This is a genomic window from Undibacterium umbellatum (genome assembly GCF_014284125.1).
In the GTDB taxonomy this organism is placed as follows: Bacteria; Pseudomonadota; Gammaproteobacteria; order Burkholderiales; family Burkholderiaceae_D; genus Undibacterium; species Undibacterium umbellatum.
The window spans coordinates 282,113-304,313 of record NZ_JACOFX010000003.1 but is presented as its reverse complement, the minus strand read 5'-3'; the positions used below and the strand labels follow the sequence as shown (position 1 = coordinate 304,313).

Annotated in this window: 22 protein-coding genes; 9 read left to right on the top strand and 13 right to left on the bottom strand. The window is 52.6% G+C overall.

Features of this window, described 5'->3' with window-relative positions:
- Positions 1-273: 273 nt before the first annotated feature.
- Positions 274-1,623 carry an MBL fold metallo-hydrolase gene (locus H8L47_RS09610; protein ID WP_186953365.1) on the top strand — a complete coding sequence of 450 codons (1,350 nt, stop codon included), beginning with the start codon at positions 274-276 and terminating at the stop codon, positions 1,621-1,623.
- 195 nt (positions 1,624-1,818) lie between these two features.
- Positions 1,819-2,655 (top strand): substrate-binding periplasmic protein, encoded by an 837-nt coding sequence (locus H8L47_RS09605; protein WP_186953364.1) that lies wholly within the window; start codon positions 1,819-1,821, stop codon positions 2,653-2,655.
- Positions 2,656-2,663: 8 nt separating this feature from the next.
- On the opposite strand, the gene H8L47_RS09600 is transcribed toward H8L47_RS09605, so the two are convergent.
- From H8L47_RS09600 to H8L47_RS09585, 4 genes are all read right to left on the bottom strand, one after another.
- Positions 2,664-3,281: a hypothetical protein gene (locus H8L47_RS09600; protein WP_186953363.1), complete on the bottom strand. Its 618-nt coding sequence runs from the start codon at positions 3,279-3,281 to the stop codon at positions 2,664-2,666.
- A gap of 76 nt (positions 3,282-3,357) precedes the next feature.
- Positions 3,358-3,975, bottom strand: coding sequence for a hypothetical protein (locus H8L47_RS09595; RefSeq protein ID WP_186953362.1), 618 nt, complete (start codon positions 3,973-3,975; stop codon positions 3,358-3,360).
- 145 nt (positions 3,976-4,120) lie between these two features.
- The gene (locus H8L47_RS09590; RefSeq protein WP_186953361.1) at positions 4,121-5,095 is read right to left on the bottom strand and encodes a hypothetical protein; all 975 of its coding nucleotides are present in this window, start codon (positions 5,093-5,095) and stop codon (positions 4,121-4,123) included.
- Positions 5,092-5,427 carry a PadR family transcriptional regulator gene (locus H8L47_RS09585; RefSeq protein WP_186953360.1) on the bottom strand — a complete coding sequence of 112 codons (336 nt, stop codon included), beginning with the start codon at positions 5,425-5,427 and terminating at the stop codon, positions 5,092-5,094. Before H8L47_RS09585 ends, H8L47_RS09590 begins: the two co-directional genes overlap by 4 nt.
- Positions 5,428-5,658: 231 nt before the next feature.
- Between H8L47_RS09585 and H8L47_RS09580 the strand changes: the two genes are divergently transcribed.
- The 5 genes from H8L47_RS09580 to H8L47_RS09560 all read left to right on the top strand — a co-directional run bounded on the left by H8L47_RS09580 (position 5,659) and on the right by H8L47_RS09560 (position 10,736).
- Positions 5,659-6,912: a sensor histidine kinase gene (locus H8L47_RS09580; RefSeq protein WP_186953359.1), complete on the top strand. Its 1,254-nt coding sequence runs from the start codon at positions 5,659-5,661 to the stop codon at positions 6,910-6,912.
- Positions 6,905-7,675: a LytR/AlgR family response regulator transcription factor gene (locus H8L47_RS09575; protein ID WP_186953358.1), complete on the top strand. Its 771-nt coding sequence runs from the start codon at positions 6,905-6,907 to the stop codon at positions 7,673-7,675. The genes H8L47_RS09580 and H8L47_RS09575 overlap by 8 nt, the downstream gene beginning before the upstream one ends.
- A 3-nt stretch (positions 7,676-7,678) precedes the next feature.
- On the top strand, positions 7,679-9,097 hold the full coding sequence (locus H8L47_RS09570) for a DUF4407 domain-containing protein (RefSeq protein WP_186953357.1): 1,419 nt from the start codon (positions 7,679-7,681) through the stop codon (positions 9,095-9,097).
- Positions 9,098-9,139: 42 nt separating this feature from the next.
- Positions 9,140-10,174: a WD40/YVTN/BNR-like repeat-containing protein gene (locus tag H8L47_RS09565; RefSeq protein ID WP_186953356.1), complete on the top strand. Its 1,035-nt coding sequence runs from the start codon at positions 9,140-9,142 to the stop codon at positions 10,172-10,174.
- Positions 10,175-10,406: 232 nt separating this feature from the next.
- The gene (locus tag H8L47_RS09560) at positions 10,407-10,736 is read left to right on the top strand and encodes a hypothetical protein (RefSeq protein ID WP_186953355.1); all 330 of its coding nucleotides are present in this window, start codon (positions 10,407-10,409) and stop codon (positions 10,734-10,736) included.
- A gap of 33 nt (positions 10,737-10,769) precedes the next feature.
- On the opposite strand, the gene pcp is transcribed toward H8L47_RS09560, so the two are convergent.
- The 9 genes from pcp to H8L47_RS09515 all read right to left on the bottom strand — a co-directional run bounded on the left by pcp (position 10,770) and on the right by H8L47_RS09515 (position 19,963).
- Entirely contained in the window at positions 10,770-11,420 is a 651-nt protein-coding gene (gene pcp / locus H8L47_RS09555) for a pyroglutamyl-peptidase I (protein ID WP_186953354.1), read from the bottom strand.
- Positions 11,421-11,555: 135 nt separating this feature from the next.
- Positions 11,556-12,905 carry a CDP-diacylglycerol--serine O-phosphatidyltransferase gene (gene pssA / locus H8L47_RS09550; RefSeq protein ID WP_186953353.1) on the bottom strand — a complete coding sequence of 450 codons (1,350 nt, stop codon included), beginning with the start codon at positions 12,903-12,905 and terminating at the stop codon, positions 11,556-11,558.
- A 59-nt stretch (positions 12,906-12,964) separates the two neighbouring features.
- Complete coding sequence (locus tag H8L47_RS09545; protein WP_186953352.1) at positions 12,965-13,987, bottom strand: patatin-like phospholipase family protein; 1,023 nt, start codon at positions 13,985-13,987, stop codon at positions 12,965-12,967.
- Positions 13,988-14,223: 236 nt separating this feature from the next.
- Positions 14,224-14,832: a methyltransferase gene (locus tag H8L47_RS09540; protein WP_186953351.1), complete on the bottom strand. Its 609-nt coding sequence runs from the start codon at positions 14,830-14,832 to the stop codon at positions 14,224-14,226.
- Positions 14,833-14,839: 7 nt separating this feature from the next.
- Complete coding sequence (gene ubiB, locus H8L47_RS09535) at positions 14,840-16,408, bottom strand: ubiquinone biosynthesis regulatory protein kinase UbiB (protein WP_186953350.1); 1,569 nt, start codon at positions 16,406-16,408, stop codon at positions 14,840-14,842.
- Positions 16,405-16,977, bottom strand: coding sequence for a ubiquinone biosynthesis accessory factor UbiJ (locus tag H8L47_RS09530; protein WP_186953349.1), 573 nt, complete (start codon positions 16,975-16,977; stop codon positions 16,405-16,407). The genes ubiB and H8L47_RS09530 overlap by 4 nt, the downstream gene beginning before the upstream one ends.
- Positions 16,978-17,249: 272 nt before the next feature.
- Entirely contained in the window at positions 17,250-18,155 is a 906-nt protein-coding gene (locus tag H8L47_RS09525) for a Tim44 domain-containing protein (protein WP_186953348.1), read from the bottom strand.
- A 60-nt stretch (positions 18,156-18,215) separates the two neighbouring features.
- Positions 18,216-18,950: a bifunctional demethylmenaquinone methyltransferase/2-methoxy-6-polyprenyl-1,4-benzoquinol methylase UbiE gene (gene ubiE, locus H8L47_RS09520; protein WP_186953347.1), complete on the bottom strand. Its 735-nt coding sequence runs from the start codon at positions 18,948-18,950 to the stop codon at positions 18,216-18,218.
- An 89-nt stretch (positions 18,951-19,039) separates the two neighbouring features.
- Complete coding sequence (locus H8L47_RS09515; RefSeq protein ID WP_186953346.1) at positions 19,040-19,963, bottom strand: LysR family transcriptional regulator; 924 nt, start codon at positions 19,961-19,963, stop codon at positions 19,040-19,042.
- Positions 19,964-20,097: 134 nt separating this feature from the next.
- Here H8L47_RS09515 and H8L47_RS09510 point away from each other — a divergent pair, with 134 nt between their 5' ends.
- Positions 20,098-21,132 (top strand): NADP-dependent oxidoreductase, encoded by a 1,035-nt coding sequence (locus H8L47_RS09510; RefSeq protein WP_186953345.1) that lies wholly within the window; start codon positions 20,098-20,100, stop codon positions 21,130-21,132.
- Positions 21,133-21,136: 4 nt separating this feature from the next.
- On the top strand, positions 21,137-21,832 hold the full coding sequence (locus H8L47_RS09505) for a hypothetical protein (RefSeq protein ID WP_186953344.1): 696 nt from the start codon (positions 21,137-21,139) through the stop codon (positions 21,830-21,832).
- Positions 21,833-22,201 lie beyond the last annotated feature (369 nt).

Below are 22,201 nucleotides of genomic sequence, written 5' to 3'. Positions count from 1 at the left end.
CCACTCTATCTTCCCTGCCTTGCCCTCGCTACCTTTTGCGACCTGCTCCTGTCAATCAGTAGCTTGAGGATCTGATGCATCGCGGTTTGCGTTGTGACGAATACATGCTGCAGAGGTTTGAATTTTTTGAACTGCATCACAAGTCCCTTGCCCAAACAGGCATGCCATTCACGGCATGCAAGTTCACTTCGCTCAACGACAAGGAAGACCAGGATGGTTACATCAGACGCTTTACCGCCACTGAGGCAAAGCCCGCAATGCTCAGGATTATCAATGTCAGCTATCCTTGCCAGCATCTGTATTTTTTTTGCCGGTGGCAATGCAAAGGCGCAGACCATGCCGCCTGTCTTTGCCGTCACACTTGAGATGCAAGGCATACGCCTGGTATCGCACCAGGCGGCCACGCCACAAAACGCCGTGCAGGAAATCAAACTCCAGCAGCAATTAATCTTGCAACAAGATGGACAGTTCCGCTCTGTCAGTGAATCTGTCTGGCCGGGCAATATCAAGTTTCACTTCCTGTCCACTGGTAACAAGGATGGGTTTGCCACTGTCGATTTGCTGCAATGGCGACAAGGACTGGAAATTGACAGGCGACCTGCCAAGGACGCCCGTAACGCTTATGCCGATTTTCTATTTTTGAGCCCGGCACTGTTGCTTGAGCAAGCCAGCAAACGCACGCCGCTGAATGGGCCAGGTACTGAAAATGATAAATACCAGGAAGTGAGTTTCGACGATGCCGCAGGCCGCCCTGCCAGCATGATCATCGAGCGCATCAGCGGTCAGGTGCAAAGCGCAAAAACTGCAAGCGCGACCTATGAATATGCCGATTACAGCATGCAAGGCAATTTTCTACAACCCCGACAAATCACCGTAAAAAGTGGCGGCAAGCAGGTACTGCAATGGCATCTCAAGGCACAAGTGGCTGAGCATATCGATGCCCATAGCTTTGACCTGCCTGCTGGCTACATTGAACTGCAAGACAAGGGCATCTTGCGCGCCACCTTGATCGCCCCTGGCACCTATAGGGTAGATGGCAGCGAATCCGGTTATCACACCGGTTTCTCTGTCGGTACGCATAGTGTGGCGATCTATGATGCCCCCATCAGCCCGGCAGAAGCTGCCAAAGTCAGGGCGCTCATAGAAAAAACTGCGCCTGGTCGCAAACTGGCCTACATCGTGCTCTCACATACCCATCGCGATCATATTGCCGGTACACCCTCCTATGTGCAGGACGGAGTGCAGGTTTTGACGGGCAAGGATGGCAAACTGGCGGTGGAGCGGCAGCTAGGCCAGGACGTTGCAAGCAAGGTGCGGGAAATCACAGCCCGGCAAGAGCTGGACCTGGGTGACCGCAACATACACATTTATCCGCTGGCCAGCAGCCACGCTTCCGACATGCTGGTGGCATATGATAAAGCCAGCCAGACCCTGTTTCAGGGCGACCTGTTTTATCTGCCTGAAGTCGGCCCCATCCCGCCGGTTTTTGATGGGGGGCTGGAACTGGATAACCTGATGAAACAGCAACAACTTCAGGTACAGCAACTGGTAGGTGTGCATGGCCGTAGCGGTAGCTTGCAAGAATTTCAAAAGGCACTGGCATTGAGGCGCGTAGCAAAATAAAACCGGGAGGACCTGCGTCCTCCAATTTGTAGAAAACTGTGTCTGCGCGCTTCATATGCAACGCAGTTTGCGTATACTGCTATCGCTCCTGCAGCAATTATTGTAAATTTCAGTAAAGCAATACCTCGCAATTACCTCACAATGAACTTCCAGCACCCAGGCAATACACTTTGCACAACAGGATAGTGAGTCAAGATGCAAGCGTACAAATCCCTCTTATTCAATATACATATATTGCTGAGAAACTTGCTGACCAGGGTTGTGGTTTGCGTATTGACTCTGTTGGTTGTGCTTGCGCATACGCATGCGCAAGCACAAGAATTGCAAATCTTCACAGAAGACTGGCCACCCATCAGTTTTGGCAACGGTACCAAAGCCGAGGGCATGGCAGTCGAAGTGGTGCAAGCCATGCAGGCACATATAGGTAGCAATCAACCCATACAAGTCGTGCCCTGGGCACGCGGCTACAAGGCCTTGCTGGACGAACCGAATACCCTGCTATTCACCGTCGGCAGGTCCGAGGAGCGGGAAAAACTCATGGTCTTGCTAGGTCCCATCGCCATCTCCACCACTTCACTGTACACGCGCAAGGGCAATGCCCTTCGCATACACAGCATGGGGGAGGAGATACAAAAACTCAAGGTCGGTGCTTACCGTTCCAGCATCTTTGCAGACACGGCACGCAAAAAGGGTTTTCAAAATATAGAACAGGCACCAACGCCACAAATCATTGCCAACATGTTGCTGGCTAAACGTTTTGATTTATGGGTGGAAGGCAGCCTGGTAGTTTCTTCTGTGCTCAAGGAAATTGGTCATTCTGCCGATGATGTGGAAAAGGTTAAAGTCCTCGACAGCCTGGAACTGTACCTGGCTTTTTCCACCTCCACGCCACCAGCCACCATCAAGGTCTGGGAAGAAGCCTTGCGCTGGCTGAAGAAAGAAGGTCACTTTACTCGCATCCATCAAAAATGGCTACCAAACGAGCCGCCACCAATGGCAGTGATCAGGCTGGACCCGCCTGGCAAGCCCTGAATATGGCCTCAGGCCATGACGACATTGTCCAGAGTAAAAGAAAAAGGCGTGGAGTTAGGGCCAGGGCCACCACCGGTCATGACGATATCTGCACTCGCTATACCCAGCAGTGACAATTCGGTGTTGATATTGTACGTAATGGCCGAGTTCATGACTTCACCTTGCATGATCTGAGAAGCTACGCCTATCCAGATTGTTGGCTTGAATTCAAACACGGCTGGCCGATCCCGAGTGATGGAAGTTTTGGTTGCCAGCAATTTCCCACTTTTATAAATGGATGCATTGATAACACCTTTCATCAAATCATTACGGACTTGTACTGCCTTGGCACTGGTGCCATTGCCAGCAGCAACCAGCCTGTCACCGGAAGTCGTTAGCTGCATACTATATAGTTTTCCAAATTCCGCCTCTAATTGCGGGGTAGGGTTACCATAGGAATCACTCGCGCCGACAGTCATGCTCATGGGAAAAGTAAAGGGGTGGTTGTCGCCAAAACCACAGTATTTGATGACCATCCAGGCAACGGACAATTCGTCAAAATCTGTTGCCTCATTTTTTTGGAAGATGATGACATCAGAATTATTGACGTCATTCGAATTATTGATGAAGTTCAGTTGAACATCCATGTCAGGCCCTTTGAATTTAAGGTAAGGTTTTGGCGTAAATATCAGTTATCGTGAAAGACAAACCACGAGCATGACTTCAGGCATGTTGAATATTATCCAGAACAAAAGAAAAAGGTGTGGAGTTGGCACCTGGGCCACCGCCGGTCATGATGATGTCTGCACTGGCTACGCCCAACAGAGAAAGTTCAGTATTAACATTCGATAGGATAGCCGAGTTCATGACTTGCCCCTGTTCTACCTGGCTTTCCACACCTATCCAGATGGTGGGCTTGAACTCGAATACCGCTTTTTGTCCCGGTGCAATCGAAGTCAGGGTTGCCAGCAGGGTGCCATCCCGAAAAACAGAGGCATTCACTGCACCTTGCGGCAAGGCATTGGCGACATGTATCTGTACCGGATTTGTTGCGCAACCAGCCTGAGTTAGTTGCGCACCCGAGTTTGTTTGCTCCATCTGCAATAACGCGCCTTTTTTTGCAGCAAGTTGAGGCGTGTAATTGCCCCAGGAATCACTGGCAGAGACATAGGTGGCCACTGGAAAGCTAAAGGGGTGACTATCACCAACGCCGAGATTTTGTATCACCTTCCAGGCAACCGCCAATTCATTGAAATTGCTCGCGGCATTTTTTTGAAAAATCACTACGCTGGAGTTATTGCTATCATTCGATCGGTTGATGAGGTTAAGCTTGATATCCATATGCAGCCTTTACTTTCTGTAATGGGTGACTCATTTCGTGGATGAAATAAATACTTTTGGACTGCACATCCATGCCAAATGCAAGTCCGGCGACGCACGATAAAGATAACATATTTTCAACTATCATCAATAGAGGACCAGCAACTCAGGCGGGTATTTTCTTGCCCACCTGTTGCTGGCTGAGCAGTCTGTAGCGCCGAGCATCGCGCCAGCACTCGTACACGAGATACAGTGCATAAGCCAGGCAGCCTAACTGTATGCCCTGGCCCAGGCCTTGCAAATCCACAATCGTCGGCGTACCCGTGCTGACGATGAGAGCATCCAGCTGACTAAAGATAAGAAACAAGATCACGTACAAGCTGTTTTGCAGGATGTTCAGTTGCAGCTTCAACTTGCTCCAGACCGGCTGGCTGGCACACCAGATACCAAACACGACTGAAGCGATCAGCAGCAAACTCATCCATGGCAAATACGCTGTGATGGCAGGCGAAAAATCCACCCGCAATTGTTGCAGGCTGGCTTCTGACATCCAAAATTTATGCCAGATTAGCAGCAGGATAAAACCGCAGCCTGATAAATCAGTGATGATGTCGCTACCGCGTATCCGTTGCCAGTCATGTTCCTGCTCAGGCAAGTCTTGCACCCGCCAGCCCTTGTTGCTGGCCCAGTTGGGCAACATCCCGCTTTTGGCCGCCAGATAAAACACCAGCGTCACCGAGGTAAACACCAGTGCCCCCTGCTCTATAAAGCCAGCCAGCAATTGCATCAGGGCCTGCCATACCTTGTAATGGGTTGCTGCCAAAAACACGGTGCCACTTTTCAGTGTCTGTAACAACAGGGTAATACCGAGGGCATAGCTCATGACCAGCTTGTAGGCGGGCATCAATTCACTGCTGACCAGCGGGATGACAGGTGCATAGCGGGCTGCTACCTGGGCCGGGTGTCCATGTTTTTCCAGCACGGCAACCACGTCATCCTGGCTGGCTTCCCTGCCGGTTTGTTCATGGATGGCATCGAGTTGATCCAGGATATTGGCCTGCAGTTCACGGCCTATGTCTTCTCTTTGCGCCTGCGGCAATTCCAGCTTGACCGCATGTATGTATTTTTGCAGCAGATTCATCGCCCAGTCTCCAAAATAGTAGTCAGCGTGCCATTCAAGGCTTGCCATTCCTGCGTGAGTTTTTCCAGTAGTTCCAGACCTTCTTGCGACAGGGTGTAATAGCGTCTTTCACGGCCTTCACCCTGTTGCCATTCACTGTCGAGCAAACCCTGGTCAGCCAGCCGCCTGACCAGGGGATACAAAGTGCCTTCATCGATATCCAGTCCATGATCGAGCAAGGCTTTGCGCAGGGAATAGCCATACTGCGCCTGTCGCAAGGAGCCGAGCACGGCCAGCACCAGGGCACCGCGCCTTAGCTCCAGACGCATTTTGTCCAACCGGTCTTCTGACATGTCTTTGATTCCTTCTTTTCAATAATACTGTGTCGTGCACAGCATAATACTATGCGGCGCACAGTAAAAATACAAGGTGTTTTTTTACTGGCATGCGAAAACAGTCCGACAGCCTTTGATCCCTTATTTCCTGAATTCATCAGATTTTTTTTGCTTTCGTCGGAAAATGCGAGACGAAAGCCGTGCAGGCAATTATTCTTGGCAGCAATCGCAAATACGAAGGAAATAACAATGTTCACGACTATCTGGTTTATCTTACGTGCCAGTTTTGCCTGGAGCGCACTGATCCTGTTTGTCACTATTTTTATAGTTAACGGGATATTCAGAAACCACCTGCCGGGTGAGTTCATCCTCCTGCCTTTCAGCCTGGTGGCACTGGTCATGGGTATCAGTTTTTCGCATGTGCGCAGGGTTAGACTGATTTCCAGCAATGTGACGGCCTTGACGCTGGCTAACCGGCAGCGACGCCAGATAGAAATCCCTCTGGAAGCCAGTGAAGCCTTTGAACTGGTCGACGCTGCGATACGCGAATTGCCTGGTGCAGAAGATGCCGAGAGTGCCAGGGACAGCCTCCAAATTCGCGCCAAGATCAAGCGCATAGATCCTTATCAGTCCAATTTCATTGATGAATTAAAAGTACTGGATTTTTTGACGACCAAGCGTAATCAAATCTTGGCGACCATCACACCGGGCGACGGCATAGGCAGCCTGACCCTGATTTGCGAACCAGAACGGCCAGCCTGGACAGATTTATTCCTGGTCGACAATGGGACAAACCTGGAAAATGCCGAAGCGATTACCCGCGCGATTACCCGACGTATAGCAGAACGCAGGCGCAAGGAAAAAGCCAGCGCTGCGCAATCCGTCACTGAAAAAGAATTGACGGTCGCCAAGCTGAATTTACTACACGCACAGGTAGAACCGCACTTCCTGTACAACACCCTGGCCAGTGCGCAGTTGCTGACGCGGGCTGATCCGGCCGCGGCTGACCAGATGCTGGGCAACCTGATTACTTACTTGCGCCACTCCCTGCCACGCACTGAAGATACAGCTTCCACCATAGGTGAAGAACTGGAACGCTCCATCGCCTATCTCGACATCATGAAGATACGCATGGGCGCACGGCTGAATATACAAATACAAGTACCATCAGAATTGAAAACCCTGCCCTTCCCCATGATGATGTTGCAAACCCTGGTAGAAAACGCCATCAAGCATGGGCTGGAACCCAAGACCGGTGGCGGCACGATCTGGATCATCGCGCGGCAGCATGAAGGCAATGTCGCCGTCACTGTGGCTGACGATGGCAATGGTCTGGGGACAGAAATTGGCGGTACTGGCATAGGCTTGAAGAATGTGCGTGAACGCTTGCGTCTGGCGCATGGCAATGCGGCAGGTTTTGTGCTGGTTGGTAATTTCCCCAGCGGGGTTGCAGCCACTATCACAGTCCCTGTCATTAAAGCGAAGGGAGAGCAACATGCCTAGATGTGTCATCGCCGAAGATGAAAGCCTATTGCGCGAAGCCTTGTTGCAGCAACTCAGCCTGGTCTGGCCAGAGCTGGAAATAGCGGCAGCCTGTGATGATGGCGGCAGCGCGCTGGAAGCCATCGCCATGTATCAGCCGGATGTGGTGTTCCTCGATATACGCATGCCAGGTTTGAGTGGCCTGGAAGTAGCAGCCGCCATGACCGAAGTCAGCCCGCGCAGCCAGATCGTGTTCGTCACTGCCTATAACCAGTATGCCATCGATGCCTTTGAAAAAGGTGCCGTCGATTATCTGTTGAAACCGATTACCCAAGACAGGTTGCTGGCCACCGTCAAGCGCCTGCAAATGCGTGCGCTGACTGGCGCGATAGATTTGCAGGCTGTCAGCGCCCTGGTGCGCCAGCTTAGCGGCGGCCCAGCAGATGTGCCCAAACCTGCGCCGCTGGTGTGGATCACCGCCAGCGTAGGCGCGGAAACCCGGCTCATCATGGTCGACGATATTGCCTACTTCCAGGCTGACAGCAAATACACCGTGGTCATGACCGCCGAGGGTGAATCCCTGTTGCGCAAACCCATACGCGATTTGTTGCAGGTGCTGGATAACAGCATGTTCAAACAGATACACAGATCGACTATCGTCAACCTGCGCGCGATTGCCTCCGTCAGCCGCGACGATACGGGTAAAGGCCTGGTCAAACTAAAGACACGGCCAGAGACGCTGAGTGTCAGCCAGCCCTTCATGGTCTTGTTCAGGAATATGTAAACGATGCGTTACTTCAATAGTCGGGCCTGCATGCAGGCATTGTTATACTCCACTAAGTCCCTGCTGGCCCTGTCGGCGGCGGTCAGCCTCAAGGTACTGGATGCCCAGGACAGCGATGGCAATTACCTGTATGCACGTGGCCGCCACAAGTATTTTGGCATAGGCGCACTGGTGATTTTCTTTGCCGTGTTTGCCGGTTATGGCATGGCACATATGCTGGCGACCATGGTGAATGTCAGCAGCACGGGTGCCATCATTGCCGGTTGCTTGTGGGCGGTATTCCAGTGGTGCCTGGAGCGGCAGATGATCATGTCGATACAGTCAGATGCCAGTTGGGGTGCGAAGAGCATGGGCCTGTTCTGGCGCAGTCTGCTGGCCCTGCTGTCGGCGATTACCATGGTCTACCCTTTTTATGTCGACAGCAACCGCGCTGAAATCACAGTAAAAACCGGCGAACTGGAACGCAGCCGCCTGATACACAACCTGCAAAGTGCGCAACAGGCAACGGGCTTGCCAGCCCTGCAGCAAGATGTAGTAGCACTGGATGACAAGCTGAAAAAGGCAGAAGAAAAACTGTATGGCGAACCGCCACAAATGGCAGAAATGCGCCAGCAATTACAGACCCTGCGTGAGCTGGCAAAAACCGAAGAACGCCGCAGCAATGGGCAGATCGCCAACTGGCGCAAAGCCATGACAGTAGCCTTGTCTGCAGAAGCTGTCTTGCTGGAACAAAAAATCAGCGCCGCACAAAATCGCATCAACAATGCCAGGGCCAGATGCCTGCGACAAGAACAGGACATCAACCAGACCCTGATCGCCTGGCGCAAAGAAAAACTGGCTGAGAAAGCGCAACTGGCAGAAGAGCGTCATCAAGCCAATACGATAGTCAACAAAGCCAGGTCCGATGCACAGGCACTGGAAAAAACCCATTCAGCACATATACAGGCCGCATCGCACGCCGGTTTCGCCGCCGACTTTGCCGCCACCTGGGACATGCTGCAAAACGATGTACACAGACGCCTGCAATTCATCTGGTGGCTGTTGTGGTTTTTAACGATAGAACTGGTCGCCATCATCGTCAAGTTCACCAACCACACCGATGTCGATGCCAGGTTGAATGCCGACGAATACCTGCTGAAACTGGGCATAGCCAGCAACAGCCGCGTGCGCCAGGCGCAAATTGAAGTCGCGCAATTACGCGAACTGACTGCCCTCAAGGGCGAGCACGCTGCCTTGCAAGCGGACGATGGCATCAGCGCCGCAGCGCTCGCCACCATACGGCAAATGCAGCAACTGGAGCAGCAAGCCAATTTTAGTTCCAGTATCAGCTCCGGCAATGCGTCTTCGGGTTTGCGGTCTCTATTGCAAGAAACCCTGAACACCATGAATGCGAATTTTTTACGCTTGCTGGCACCCAAATAAAGAGGTCTAATAGCGCCACGATTATTTCCAGTCCATCAGCCCATGAAACTCGCCGTCATCGCTTTTGCAGCCTTGTCCAGCACGATGTATTCTGCATCAGCCGCAGAAGCCTGGATAACACAAAACAGCGGCACCGAAGTTGAGTTGCGCGGCTTGTCCGTGGTTAGCAACAAAGTCGCCTGGGCCAGCGGTGCCAGGGCCACCATCTTGCGTACCATTGATGGTGAACACTGGCAGAGCATGCAGGTAGGAGGTGCAGATGGCCTGGATTTTCGTGACATCCATGGCTTTAATGCCCAGCATGCCATCGCCATGAGTGCCGGGCCAGGCGCTTTGTCACGTCTCTACGAAACCAGCGATGGTGGTGCCAGCTGGAAATTGCTGAAGACCAATGAAGCCAGTACAGGGTTCTGGGATGCGATCTCTTTTGTTGATGGCAAGCAAGGGATGATATTTGGTGATGCTGTCGATGGCCAGTTCCAGGTCTTGTTGACGTCTGACGGTGGCCAGAACTGGCAAGTACGCCGCCATGCGGGTTTGGCTGCACTGACCAATGAAGGTGCGTTTGCTGCCAGTGGCACTTGCCTCGCAACTTATGGCAACAAGCAAGCCTGGCTGGTCAGTGGCAGTGCTGAACGGGCGCGCGTGTTTGCCAGTACCGATGCAGGTATGAGCTGGTCTGTCGCGAACCTGCCTATACCTGCTGTTGTTGCCAGCAAGGGTGCTTTCTCGGTCGCTTTTCTGGATGAAAAAGATGGCATGGTGGTCGGTGGTGACTACAAACTCCCGCAACTCGATAGCCTGAATGGGGCGCGTACGGAAGATGGCGGCAAGACCTGGTTGCCAGCCCCGGTATCACCGCAGGGCTTCATGTCCGTCATCACCACTGTGCCGGGCGCAGCCAGGACTTATGTGGCGGCGGGTCTGGCCGGTTCCGGCATTTCGCGTGATGCGGGCAAGACCTGGCAAGTGCTAGATAAAACACCAGTGAATACGGTCGCTTTTGCCAACTCACAAACTGGCTGGGCAGTTGGCCCCAAAGGTTTGCTCATGAAGTTCAATTATGTGTCAAAATAGTATTACTGAGTAAAATCCTGACAAGTAGATGCTGGTACTAAAAAGTGTCCGGCCTGTCCGCAGTGTCCGCTAAAGATGTGCATAAGCGGACAGTCTGCCGCTGAATTTGCAGCAGCCTACATACTTAAGTATGTGCTTTTGCTCAGTTTCATGTCTGGCACGCTCTTTGCATTTATCATAGCAAGACTGCCATTCTGCAAAAGCCCTGCGGTAGACAATAAGGAATATAAAAATGAAAACGAGACTGAATTTACTGGTGAAGCTGGGACTTGCAAGCACCCTGCTGGGTGCCATGCTGGTTGGCAATGCTGCGCCTTTGGCAGTATCCAATCTGGATGCCCAGCTGATTTCCTACTTCCGCCCTTACGCCCCTGCGGCAGAAGTGCTGGTTAAAAAAGTGGAAAAGAACCTGCCTGCCGAAAAAATCGAAGCGGCAGCCAAGGCTGCAGAGAAAAGCAAAGCGGTGAATGACACCCAGATTTGCGAAGACACTGAGGCAAACAAAAATCTGGACGCCGAAGGTTTTCAAGGCAGGCAGTCTGGCATGACCAAGCTGCGCTAAAGATTCAGGCGGCATCAGCCAGTATCCAGCACTTTAGTGAGTAGCCCCACCGGCAATGCGCAAGTCTTTGTCGGTTTTTAATACACTTTCCAGCACTTTCAAGACTGCTGTCTTCAACATTTCCAGCGGCATGCTGGCCGCACCAGTATGAGCAACCGCCTGTTCCGGCAAATAAGGGATGTGGATAAAACCTGCCCTTTGTATGGAATCCATGCTGCTTGCCATGTGCATCAGGCCATAGAACACATGGTTGCAGACAAAAGTGCCTGCGGTTTGTGATATGGAGGCCGGTATCCCGCTCAGATGCAATTCCTGTGCTATTGCCTTGATCGGCAAGCTGCTGAAATAGGCAGCCGGGCCACCTGACACCACCGGCACATCGACAGGTTGTGCACCGGCATTGTCAGACATGCGGGCGTCATCGACATTGATGGCGATGCGCTCCAGGCTGATATCCGCCCGCCCCCCAGCCTGACCCAGGCAAATCACGATAGCTGGCTGATGCTGCCTGAGCGCAACATCCAGTATCAACAATGAATTCACGAATTCACAAGGCAGGCGGGCGCTGACGATCTGGTGGCTGTCGCCTATCAGCAAACCATCCAGCCTGCGCACGACTTCCCACGAGGGATTGCTTTGCTCGCCGCCAAAGGGATCAAATCCCGTCAGTAAGATGCGCTTCATGCCAGCCCCCATGTACAATTATGAAAATACCAAGAAGTGTATCAACAGGATAGTACAACCTCGGGCCAGCGATGCGGTGAATATTTAGTAACTTAAAGACTATTTAACTTTAGCAGGAAAATTGCAAAATTCAGGCTACAACACCCGATACGCCAGTCGGTCCAGCCGCGTGCCACTAAGCCGCCCCAGCAATTTGCGTACAGGATCAGGGTAATCAATGTTTTTTTCCAGCTCACGATAGTGTGTGATGACCGCCGTTTTTTCCATGATGCTGTTCAACTCATCTTGTCTTTGCTGCCGCAATTCATGCTGCGGATCATGGATCAGCAAGGCGTTTTCCAGGTCCAGGCGAAAGGCACGCGGATTGAGGTTATTGCCGGTCATGAGGGCATACTCCTGGTCTATCCACATGCCTTTGAGATGGTAGGTATTATCATCATCCTTCCACAGGCGCAGTTGCAATTGCCCGCTGCTGATGTCTGCCTGATGGGACTTGGCAAAGCGGCGCAGATTGACCTCATACAGATACGGCAAGGCCGCAATGACCTTGAAAGGCTGCTCTGGCGGGATGAAGAAGTCATTGGCTGTCTTGTCGCCAACGATGACGCAAATGCGCACTCCGCGCTTCAGGGCGCGGTTGATTTCACGGGTGACCGCCAGCGGGAAATTGAAGTAAGGCGTGCAGATGGTGATCTGCGTCTTGCTGGCAGACAGCAACTGGCAAATGACTTTGTTGAGCGGATTATTTTTGCCGACGCCCACCAGCGGCGTCACACTCAGGCGATGTCTGTCGTATTCTTGTTCGGCCATGTTGCAGTCATAACGGGCGCTTTTCAGCTTACTCCTGAACTGCTTGATTTCGCGGCGTATGCTACGCGTAGCGGGTATCTCAGGCATATCCAGCCTGTGCACGGCAGCGGCAGATAACAAGTGTTCACGGATGAATTGCACCATGCAGTTGGCCAGCACTTTGTTATGGATCAGCAGGTAACGGTCATGACGGTATTTGTCTTGTTTGTGCAGATACACATTGTTCAGGCTGGCACCGCTATAGATGACTTCATCATCAATGACGAAGCCTTTCAAATGCAGCACACCAAATAATTCGCGGGTTTGTACCGGTATTCCATACAGCGGCACAGCATAGGCATTTGCCTTGCTGGCCTCTTGATACCAGGCTGCATTGCCGCCACTTTTTGCAGCACCAATCAAACCCCGTTGCGCCCGGTGCCAGTCGACCAGGACAGCAATATCGAGCTCAGGGCGGGCAGCCTTGGCTGCATATAGTGCCTGCAGGATCTCAGCGCCTGCTTCATCATTTTGCAGGTACAGGCTGCATAAATATATCCTGTGCCTGGCAGCGGCAATTTTTGCCAGCAAAGTGTTGCGGTAGTCTGCTGCACTAAGCAGCGTCTGGACGGTATCTGCCTGTAACGGGATGCCGTTTAAATGCGTAAGGTCGGAAGCGGACTTGAAGAGGCGCATGTCTATCTATGGATACCAGTGAAAACCTGATGATGGTAACACCAGCGCGGCCTCAGGTGCTAGCGAAACAGATGCGCCATCCTGAAGCTGGAATATTGCCCCAGTTGCTGAAAATGCTGATCCAGCCAGACTTGCGCCCTTGCCCTGCCCTCGGCATGCAGGCTGTGCAAAAAAGCCGCCTGTGCATTCATTTTGCTGTGGCTACTTAACTGGCTCATGAGTTCAGGTGCAGCAATCACATGCAGGTTCAATTTGCGCAGACGACGTTCCAGCCTGCCCCAGGTCAGCCAGCCACGATCTGCTTCGCGCTTTGCCAGTAACAAACCCTGCGATTCAGTGTGAAAGGTAGAACTGAAACTCATCTCAGTCAGCCGCTGCCAGATTTCGTTGACTGTGGAAGGCACCTCCCCCCTGGGCTGGGCATGTAGGAGAATAGCGATAATGTCGGGCGCCTTGCATTTATGTACTAGCGGGAATAATGGAGGGTTGGCAGTCAGGCCGCCGTCCCAGTATGCCTCGCCGTCTATCTCGACCGCCCTGTGTATCATGGGCAGGCAGGCTGAAGCCAGCAAGACATCCAGACTCATCTGGCGGTTGCGAAACAGTTTCAAGCTACCAGTACTGACCTGTGTCGTGGCGATGAACAGCTCAATGCCAGGTTGCTGACGCAAGCGTTCAAAGTCTATCTGCGCCGCCAGGATATCTCGCAAGGGGTTGATGTCGAAGGGATTGAGCTGGCTAGGTGAAAAGAAACGCGCCCAGGAAAACAAATGCTTCATGGCGGCTGGCAATTCAGATTGTGTCGCAATATCAGCCGTCAACGCATGTTCATCCATGACTGAGCTAAAGGGGGAACTGCTGGCGACGCTATCCCAGAAATTTTTCAGTGACTCTCTGGCACCATCTGCCCCGCCCTGCAGATAACCATGTGCCAGCGCCACCGCATTCATGGCCCCCGCACTGGAACCGCTGATCGCCTCTATGCTGATGCGCCCATCTTCGAGCAAACGGTCCAGAACGCCCCAAGTCAGTGCGCCATGTGATCCGCCGCCTTGCAATGCCAGTGTGACTGCCTTATTCATTCCATTCCCTTTCAAGAGGCGTATGCCATGAGGGAGAGTGAATCATGGAGGTGACCGGCTTATGGCCTGGTCAGTGTGAGGGAATGGCAAGCAAGTGATGTGCCTGTGGGGGATGAAGTGCGTTAACTTCGTAGGTTGGGCTGCGGCTTACCAGCCCAACACTGGGCCTTTGATAAACGTATACGAAATTTATAGGCCGAGTGTTGGGCTGATGAAACGTAGCCCAACCTACGATGTTACAAGCGTTTCCACACCTGCCACCACTCCCTGCCCGCAAACACGGGTATGGAGTCACTGACAGCCCGCTCTTCAAGCAAGGCAAAATACGGCGACATCAATTCCGTAAATACTGCGCTGTGGATGGTGAACGGAGGCCCTTTCAGCGACGCATCTTCAGCATCATCAAAAAAGAAAAACCCTGCCAGCAAGGCACCTGAGGACAAAAGTGTCGCCCAGCGCTTGACGATATCTGCCCGCATCGCAGGAGGTAGTGCGCAAAAGAAGGCGCGTTCATAAATCAAGTCCAGCGGTTGTGCGGGAGTGTAGGCAAAAAAATCTGCCTCGATGACATGCTTGCCCCACTCACCTATCGCCGCTTGCGCGCTGCGCACGGCAGCAGGGGAAAAATCGATAGCCACCACCGGCCAGCCTGCCTGTGCCAGAAAAGCCGCTTCGTAACCATTGCCGCAACCGGGGATCAGAACATTCATTGGCCCGGCAGCAGTCTGCATGAAGGCTTGTAAATCCACCGGAACATTACCTTTATCCCATGGCGTGAAGTTTTTTTCAAAACGTTCATCCCAGAATTGCGGGTTACGTGGATCACGGTTCAGGAAATCAGCCATGCTGCATCTATCCAATTTTGAAATAGAAATGCAGCAGCAATTGCGCCACCACAACGCCAGAAAACAAGCCCGCACCGAAATACACGATAGTGCGCAACAGGCGATTGGTACGTCTTTGCTCTGTCAACAAAGCCATCAGCATTTCATCGCTATGCCCAGGTTCGGCCGCACGTGTCAGAGCCTGGTGCGCCAGGCGTGGCAATTGCGGGAAGATGTGGCTATAGCGCGGTGCTTCGTCCTTGAGTTTTTCTATCAGGCCGCGCCAGCCTACCTGTTCGCTCATCCAGCGTTCCAGATAAGGTTTGGCGGTTTTCCATAAATCCAGGTCAGGGTCCAGCTGACGCCCCAGGCCCTCAATATTGAGCAGGGTTTTTTGCAGCAGCACCAGTTGCGGTTGCACTTCTACATTGAAGCGGCGCGAAGTCTGGAACAGGCGCAACAAGACCTGGCCAAAAGAAATGTCTTTCAGCGGGCGGTCAAAAATGGGTTCGCAACAGGCGCGCACTGCGGCTTCCAGCTCATCGACGCGGGTGTCCTTGGGTGCCCAGCCTGACTCTATATGTGCTTCTGCCACGCGTTTGTAGTCGCGGCGGAAAAAAGCCAAAAAATTTTGCGACAGGTAGTCCTTGTCGAAATCATTGAGTGTGCCAACGATGCCAAAATCCAGGGCGATATAACGGCCCAGGGTAGCAGGTGCCGTCGATACCAGGATATTACCGGGATGCATATCTGCATGAAAAAAACCATCGCGAAACACCTGGGTAAAGAAGATGGTGACGCCATCACGCGAGAGTTTGCCCAGATCAACACCAGCTTCGCGCAATTTATCCAGTTGTGAAATCGGTATGCCCTGCATGCGCTCCATGACGATGACGGAAGACGAACAATAATCCCAGTGCATCTCTGGTACCATCAGCAAATCCGAGTCGGCAAAATTGCGGCGCAACTGGCTGCCATTGGCCGCCTCTCGCATGAGATCGAGTTCATCGTGCAGGTATTTGTCAAACTCGCCGACCACTTCCTTGGCTTTCAGGCGCTTGCCATCGGCCCATAAAGCTTCCAGCCAGCCGGCAGCAATTTGCATGAGGGCGACGTCATCATCGATGACTTCTTTCATGCCGGGGCGAAGGACTTTAACAGCCACTTCGCGGCCATCTTTCAACACGGCGAAATGCACCTGGGCGATGGAGGCAGAAGCCACTGGAACGCGCTCAAAACTGGCGAACAACTGATCAGGATGCGCGCCCAAAGATTTTTTGATTTGCGCTATCGCCAGATCAGGGTCAAAGGAGGGTACGCGGTCTTGCAAGTGTGCCAGCTCTTCGGCAATATCAAATGGCATGAGGTCACGCCGGGTTGACAATACCTGGCCAAATTTGACGAAGATGGGGCCGAGTTCTTCCAGAGCCTTGCGCAGGCGCTCGCCACGCGGGGCCGAGATGTCCCGCCAAAATATCAATATGTCTATCAGGCGCGCGGTGCGTGGCACCGATAAACCGGAAATTGCGATTTCATCTATGCCATATTTGATGGCGATACGTATAATTTTTGCCAGCCTCAGAAACTTCAATATCATCCGCGCAACCTTTCCAGTTTTTCGATGCGCTTGATAAGACGCTCGACATCATCCCGCGTCTTGGTGACTTCGGTACTAAAGCCCTGCACGGCCTGGGGCCGCACCAGCATGGGGTTTTCTTCCAAAAAATATTCTGCCAGGTTTTCCTGGAATTTTTGATGGGTTTCCAGCGCCGTCTTGTGCAGGGATTTGGCCAAGCCCACCATGCGGACTGCTGCCACGTCACCAAACAGTTTGCTCAGATCTTCTTCCGCTTCCCAGCGCAAATTCTGGCTGAGATTGGAAATAGTGTTGGCAAAGTCCGCATCACCTTCAATTTTGACATAAGAAAAAGCACGCTCGCGGTTTTGCGCTATCAGCGGCAAGTCACTGAGTTTGACGTAGATGGTCACTTGCACCTGTTCACCGGCAGCGGCGCTTTCCAGCAGGCCATCTGGCGCGACTTTCAGGCGTAATTGCATGGTTTGCAAGTCTATGCAGGCAATCTTGCCAGCGTGTGGCAAGAGCTTGTTCCTGGCCCAGCTTTCTTGTGCCAGAAGATGATTGATAAAGGGTGCAATGGTGATCATGTTCAAATCAGGGCAATTACAAAATACCTGGCCAGCATGGAATGCTCAGCCGGAAATATCATGCAAAAAAATCGTGCAAATAAAAAACCGCCCGGCAATTTGCGGGGCGGCTTCCAGTTTAACAGCTAATCGCAGCGAGCATCGCTGCGTAGCATCAAACTCTTTCAAGGACTCTCGCAAAATTATTCCAGCAAGACTGCAGCGACGACGACAGTACGATAAGTACGGCTAGGCGCTGAACGCCGCTGGGGCGGTTTTGCGTGAGTCCTTGCTTACATTTGCTGAATACCAGCTAATACCCAGCCGCCCTGACCATTGACTGACTTGGACAAATTCCAGACTTCAGTAAAGGCTTCTGCAGGTGCATTTGCAGATTCCTTGATCATGCCGCTGAACTTGACGCTGGCCAGATACTCTGTAGCCGTGGTTTCCACGCCCAGCATATCTGCATTCAGGGTGACGACATCCGTCACATTGGAAGATGCGCCACGTTCCTGGATTTGCAATTTCAGTTCTGCATACATTTCTGCCGTGGTGAATTCACGCAAATCATTGATGTCTGCCTTATCCCATGCCGCTTGCAGGCGGATGAAATAAGTCTTGGCATTACGCAGGAAGCCAGGCACATCAAAGTCTGCCGGGATAGTCCAGTTAGCGTTACCACTCAGATTGCTGCCTGAAGAACCTGGCGCATTGTTTTGGAATGCCATAGGTTCAGGTGCCGCTGACGGCATAGATGGGGCTCCGGCAAAAGCTGGCTGGTTAAAGCCATTACCCGTACCCTGGCGGTTCCGATTGCGGAAGAAACGCACGACAAAGAATATTGCCAGACCAATCAGGGCGAAAGTCAGTAAACTACCCAGCATGCTGGCGAGCGCACCACCCAGACCCAAATGAGACAAGGCTGCAGCCAGCAAGGCGCCTCCGATCAAACCACCGGCAATACCCTTCCATGGGATGCCAGGCTTGGGCGGTGCTACAGCAGGCGTAGCAGCAGGTGTTGCCGCTGGCGTAGCGGCATTATGTGTAGGTGCCGCTGCCGGCGTTGCCTGGCGTGACACATTATTCGATTGCTTGCCTATCGAGCTGCCGCTACCAAGTCGCTTGGCTTCTGCGTCAAAGGATGACATAGTCATCGTGCTTGCAACGACCAGCATGGCGATCAGAAATTTTTTCATCATTCGACTCCTGTTTGTTTCCAGATTATTTCAAAGCGTATTTGCTTCAAATCTATTACTTCAATACTTGATACCTGTGTGCAATGCAGCCACACCTGCCGTCAAATTAAAATATTGCACACTTTCCAAACCTGCTGTTTCCATCATCGTTTTCAGGGTTTCCTGATCGGGATGCATGCGTATCGATTCAGCAAGGTACTTATAGCTGTCAGCATCGCCAGCGATCTTTTGCCCCATCCAGGGCAAGACCTTGAAAGAATACAGGTCATAAGGTTTTTGCAGAATTTCCGGTACTTTGGAGAATTCCAGCACCAGCAATTTGCCACCCGGCTTCAGGACACGCTGGATTTCTGCCAGTGCCTGATCCTTGTGTGTCATATTCCGCAAACCAAATGCCACAGTGACCCTGTCAAAGTAATTATCCTGAAAAGGTAATTTTTCTGCGTCACACAGTAAAGTGGGGGTGATCAGGCCCTTATTCAAGAGGCGGTCACGCCCTACCCTGAGCATGGATTCGTTGATATCGGTATGCCAGACTTCACCAGTCTTGCCCGCCTGACGCACAAATTCCTTGGTCAGGTCACCCGTACCACCAGCAATATCGAGCACCTTGAAGCCAGGGCGCACGCCAGCCTGGGCGACGGTGAATATCTTCCATACCCTGTGCAAGCCAGCCGACATCATGTCATTCATGACATCATATTTGGCGGCGACGGAGTGAAAAACTTCCGCAACCTTGTGGACTTTTTGATCTTCTTCTACGGTGGTATAACCAAAATGGGTGGTATTGCTCATTTTCTTAACCTCATGCATGCATAGCTATTGGTATCATCAGGGAGAATTGTAGCCTATCCCCAGGCCAAAGCCTTGCCTTATCGCCAAAATCAGGCCTTGCTGGACTGATCTTTGAGAGCGGCCACCAGCTCCAGTTGCCATTGCGCAGCCGTCCTGGCATTCCAGACCAGATGCACTTCTTCGCTACAGCTAAAACCGCAATCTACCACTTCCAGCCGGACCAGTTCAGTATCAGCCAGAGCAAAATCGGGCAGATAGGCCAGCGCCTTGCCTGATTTGAGCATGGAAAGCAGTAACTGCAAATCATCCATCCAGTAAGCAATCTTGCGCGGCAACTGGTCATCCCGCCAGCCATCTGAACGCTTGCCGCGCTGCTTGCCACAAAACAATGAGCGGGTGGGACTGACAAAGTCATGTGCCAGCACCTGGCTACTGCTGACTTGCAATGCACCAGCCTGCTCAGGCGTAGACAACACCAGCGGATGTTGCAAACCAGCCAACAACTGCAAATTCAATGCCCCCAGCGACAGGCTTTGCCACTCTGGCGACCAGTATGCTGCCCGGCCATCCAGCACTTCTGCCGTGACCAATGCCGTATTGGCCTCGCCACGGGACAGTGCAGCCAGGGCATCTTCTTCATACATGCTGCTCATATGCAAGTCAGCAGCCGGGTAGTCCGCCATGGCCCCGGCTAGTTGCCCGGCATGCCGCCACAGCAAAATCGCCGGGCCAGCCACGCGACAACTGAAGCTGGCTTGTTCACCGCCCACATCAGCTCTGGCCTGCTCAGCCATGGCCAGCATATTACGGGCAAATTCCAGCATGCGCCGGCCACTGGCATTCAGGCTGAGTCGCTTGGCAGAACGATCAAACAGCACCGTATCCAGGTCCCCTTCCAGTCTGCGCAAAGCTTTGGATACTGCCGACGGTGTCAAATGCAATTCTTGCGCTGCTGCCCCCAATGATGGCTGCCTTGCCACGCAGGCGAAGATTTTCAGGTCTATCAAATTCATGATTGCTTAAGTTTCTTAATTAAGTTTCCCAACTAAGTTTCCAATCTGGACTTTAAAAGTGAATTTATATTGCTTTACGAGACATTTTAACAGACCTACTATGCAAACATCTCCCTCCTTGATCTGATCCGACCATGACCAACACTGAAAATGTAATTCACCAGCAATGGATATACAGCCGCCATCCGACTGGCATCGTCAGCAATGAACACTATGAATTGCGCAGCCAGCCCCTGAATACATCCCTCGACCGCGACGAGGTATTGATTGCCGCCCGCTTTATCAGCGTAGACCCCTACATGCGCATCAACCAGTCTGCCAAGCCTACCTATAACCCGGAACCACACCCACTCAATACCGTGCAGGCGGCAGGCGTGGTCGGCCAGGTGCTGGCCTCGAATGCCACCAGCCTCAAAGCCGGTGACTGGGTATTTGGCATGACAGGCTGGCAAAGCCATGCGCGCGTGCATGTCAGCGCACTGAGCAAAATCGACCCGACGATTGCGCCAGTATCCACCGCGCTGGGCGTACTCGGCATGCCCGGCCGCACCGCCTGGTTTGGTTTGACGGAGGCAGGCAAGCCACATGCCGGTGAAGTAGTCGTTGTATCCGGCGCAGCAGGTGCGGTTGGCTCACTGGTGGTGCAATTCGCCAAACGCCATGGCGCAAAAGTTCTGGGCATCGCCGGTGGCGCAGAAAAATGTGCCTGGCTGAAGGACAAACTGGGAGCAGACTGGGCACTTGATTACAAGGCATACAGCAATGACGAAACATTGAGCCAGGAGATACTCAAGCTCACAGGCGGTGTCGATGTGTATTTCGACAATGTAGGCGGCATGGTCACCGACGCCATCATCCCCATCATCAAGCGCCGCGCCCGCATCATCATCTGCGGCCAGATCAGCCAGTACAACGGCGGCCTTGATGTGCCAGAAATGGGCCCCCGTCTGCTGCAGCACATGCTCTACCAGCGCGCCATCATACAGGGCATACTGGCCCGCGATTACCTCCACCGCATGGATGAAATGCTGGCCATCGTCTCGCCCTGGGTCAAGGCTGGTGAGCTGGTGTTTGAAGAGACCATAATTGATGGCTTTGAACAATTGCCGAACGCCCTGAATTCTTTATTCACCGGCGAACATCGCGGCAAATTGCTGGTGAAGGTATAAGCACATGAAACGCTTGCTCTCATTCATTCTGTTGAGCTTTTGCTTCATCTTCAACACCCACGCCGAAAACAAACACGGCCCCACCTGGGGCGTACACGGCATGCTTTTGTTCGGCAACAGCGAAGGCATGTACGTATCCCACCTGCCCATGTTCCATGCACCGCATGATTACCAGGTCGTCTTGCAGATACGTTGCCTCGATCAACAACTGGATGCTGCCATCAAAGCCAGACTAGAACAAAAACTGGTCTTGTGGACCATGGAACCAGAACAATTCGAGATCGCCAGACTGGCCGCAGACAGCAAGCTGCCCTTGAAACAATTCAAGGCCAATATCGTGCTTGGGCATTTTGAACAGGGTGGCAAAACCGAATACAAGGATGTGGCTGTCATCGTGGAAAAGACCCTGATCTTCCGCCAGCTATCGCCGCAAATGCGCGAGAACAAGCAGGCCGTTTATCATCAGATAGGCAGTGGTTCGCATCGTTTCCTGCTGAAGGAAATTGATAGCAGGCCCGACTTTGATCATGTGCTGGCGATCACTGTGCCTGCGGCTGCGGCGATGGCTGATGTGATGGTGAAGAAGACGGGATTGCAGGCTGCGACTGATGCGGAGTTTTTGCGGGTGTTGCAGGGTCAGGTGGATAAACGGGCTGGTGTTAAGGGGAGGATTTATCTTGATCGGGCGGATTTGGAGTAAGCTGACAAGCTGGACACGCGTCACTCACCAGCGCACATATTAGCGTCGGTTTTGAAGTTGGGTTTGACTTTGGGGTTGCTTTTGACTTTCCGCACTTCCCATGTGTCGACGCCGTTTGTGCGGTACAGAAAATGGAAACAGAAGAGCCGATGTTTGAGCCGCAGGCGAGTTTCGGATCTTCCCATTTTTTGTACTGCACAAACGGGAACCCCGCAGGGGCGACGACGCCTGGGTCGCCTTCTTTTGCGTTCTTTTCTTGGCGAGACAAGAAAAGAATGTAGCCGCCGGTCTACCACCGGCCTGCAATCTTAAATAACGTGTGCAGGCAGTTAAAAGCGAATTCAGAAATATCGCTTCGTTTTTAAGAAT

What these genes read in the sequence shown, in the direction of transcription:
- ubiB (WP_186953350.1), bottom strand. Translation starts at nt 16,408, where the DNA reads ATGATATTGAAGTTTCTGAGGCTGGCAAAAATTATACGTATCGCCATC.
- H8L47_RS09595 (WP_186953362.1), bottom strand. Translation starts at nt 3,975, where the DNA reads ATGGATATCAAGCTTAACCTCATCAACCGATCGAATGATAGCAATAAC.
- H8L47_RS09610 (WP_186953365.1), top strand. Translation starts at nt 274, where the DNA reads ATGTCAGCTATCCTTGCCAGCATCTGTATTTTTTTTGCCGGTGGCAAT.
- H8L47_RS09570 (WP_186953357.1), top strand. Translation starts at nt 7,679, where the DNA reads ATGCGTTACTTCAATAGTCGGGCCTGCATGCAGGCATTGTTATACTCC.
- H8L47_RS09565 (WP_186953356.1), top strand. Translation starts at nt 9,140, where the DNA reads ATGAAACTCGCCGTCATCGCTTTTGCAGCCTTGTCCAGCACGATGTAT.
- ubiE (WP_186953347.1), bottom strand. Translation starts at nt 18,950, where the DNA reads ATGAGCAATACCACCCATTTTGGTTATACCACCGTAGAAGAAGATCAA.
- H8L47_RS09590 (WP_186953361.1), bottom strand. Translation starts at nt 5,095, where the DNA reads ATGAATCTGCTGCAAAAATACATACATGCGGTCAAGCTGGAATTGCCG.
- pcp (WP_186953354.1), bottom strand. Translation starts at nt 11,420, where the DNA reads ATGAAGCGCATCTTACTGACGGGATTTGATCCCTTTGGCGGCGAGCAA.
- H8L47_RS09515 (WP_186953346.1), bottom strand. Translation starts at nt 19,963, where the DNA reads ATGAATTTGATAGACCTGAAAATCTTCGCCTGCGTGGCAAGGCAGCCA.
- H8L47_RS09510 (WP_186953345.1), top strand. Translation starts at nt 20,098, where the DNA reads ATGACCAACACTGAAAATGTAATTCACCAGCAATGGATATACAGCCGC.
- H8L47_RS09505 (WP_186953344.1), top strand. Translation starts at nt 21,137, where the DNA reads ATGAAACGCTTGCTCTCATTCATTCTGTTGAGCTTTTGCTTCATCTTC.
- H8L47_RS09530 (WP_186953349.1), bottom strand. Translation starts at nt 16,977, where the DNA reads ATGATCACCATTGCACCCTTTATCAATCATCTTCTGGCACAAGAAAGC.
- pssA (WP_186953353.1), bottom strand. Translation starts at nt 12,905, where the DNA reads ATGCGCCTCTTCAAGTCCGCTTCCGACCTTACGCATTTAAACGGCATC.
- H8L47_RS09540 (WP_186953351.1), bottom strand. Translation starts at nt 14,832, where the DNA reads ATGGCTGATTTCCTGAACCGTGATCCACGTAACCCGCAATTCTGGGAT.
- H8L47_RS09580 (WP_186953359.1), top strand. Translation starts at nt 5,659, where the DNA reads ATGTTCACGACTATCTGGTTTATCTTACGTGCCAGTTTTGCCTGGAGC.
- H8L47_RS09560 (WP_186953355.1), top strand. Translation starts at nt 10,407, where the DNA reads ATGAAAACGAGACTGAATTTACTGGTGAAGCTGGGACTTGCAAGCACC.
- H8L47_RS09605 (WP_186953364.1), top strand. Translation starts at nt 1,819, where the DNA reads ATGCAAGCGTACAAATCCCTCTTATTCAATATACATATATTGCTGAGA.
- H8L47_RS09585 (WP_186953360.1), bottom strand. Translation starts at nt 5,427, where the DNA reads ATGTCAGAAGACCGGTTGGACAAAATGCGTCTGGAGCTAAGGCGCGGT.
- H8L47_RS09525 (WP_186953348.1), bottom strand. Translation starts at nt 18,155, where the DNA reads ATGAAAAAATTTCTGATCGCCATGCTGGTCGTTGCAAGCACGATGACT.
- H8L47_RS09545 (WP_186953352.1), bottom strand. Translation starts at nt 13,987, where the DNA reads ATGAATAAGGCAGTCACACTGGCATTGCAAGGCGGCGGATCACATGGC.
- H8L47_RS09575 (WP_186953358.1), top strand. Translation starts at nt 6,905, where the DNA reads ATGCCTAGATGTGTCATCGCCGAAGATGAAAGCCTATTGCGCGAAGCC.
- H8L47_RS09600 (WP_186953363.1), bottom strand. Translation starts at nt 3,281, where the DNA reads ATGGATGTTCAACTGAACTTCATCAATAATTCGAATGACGTCAATAAT.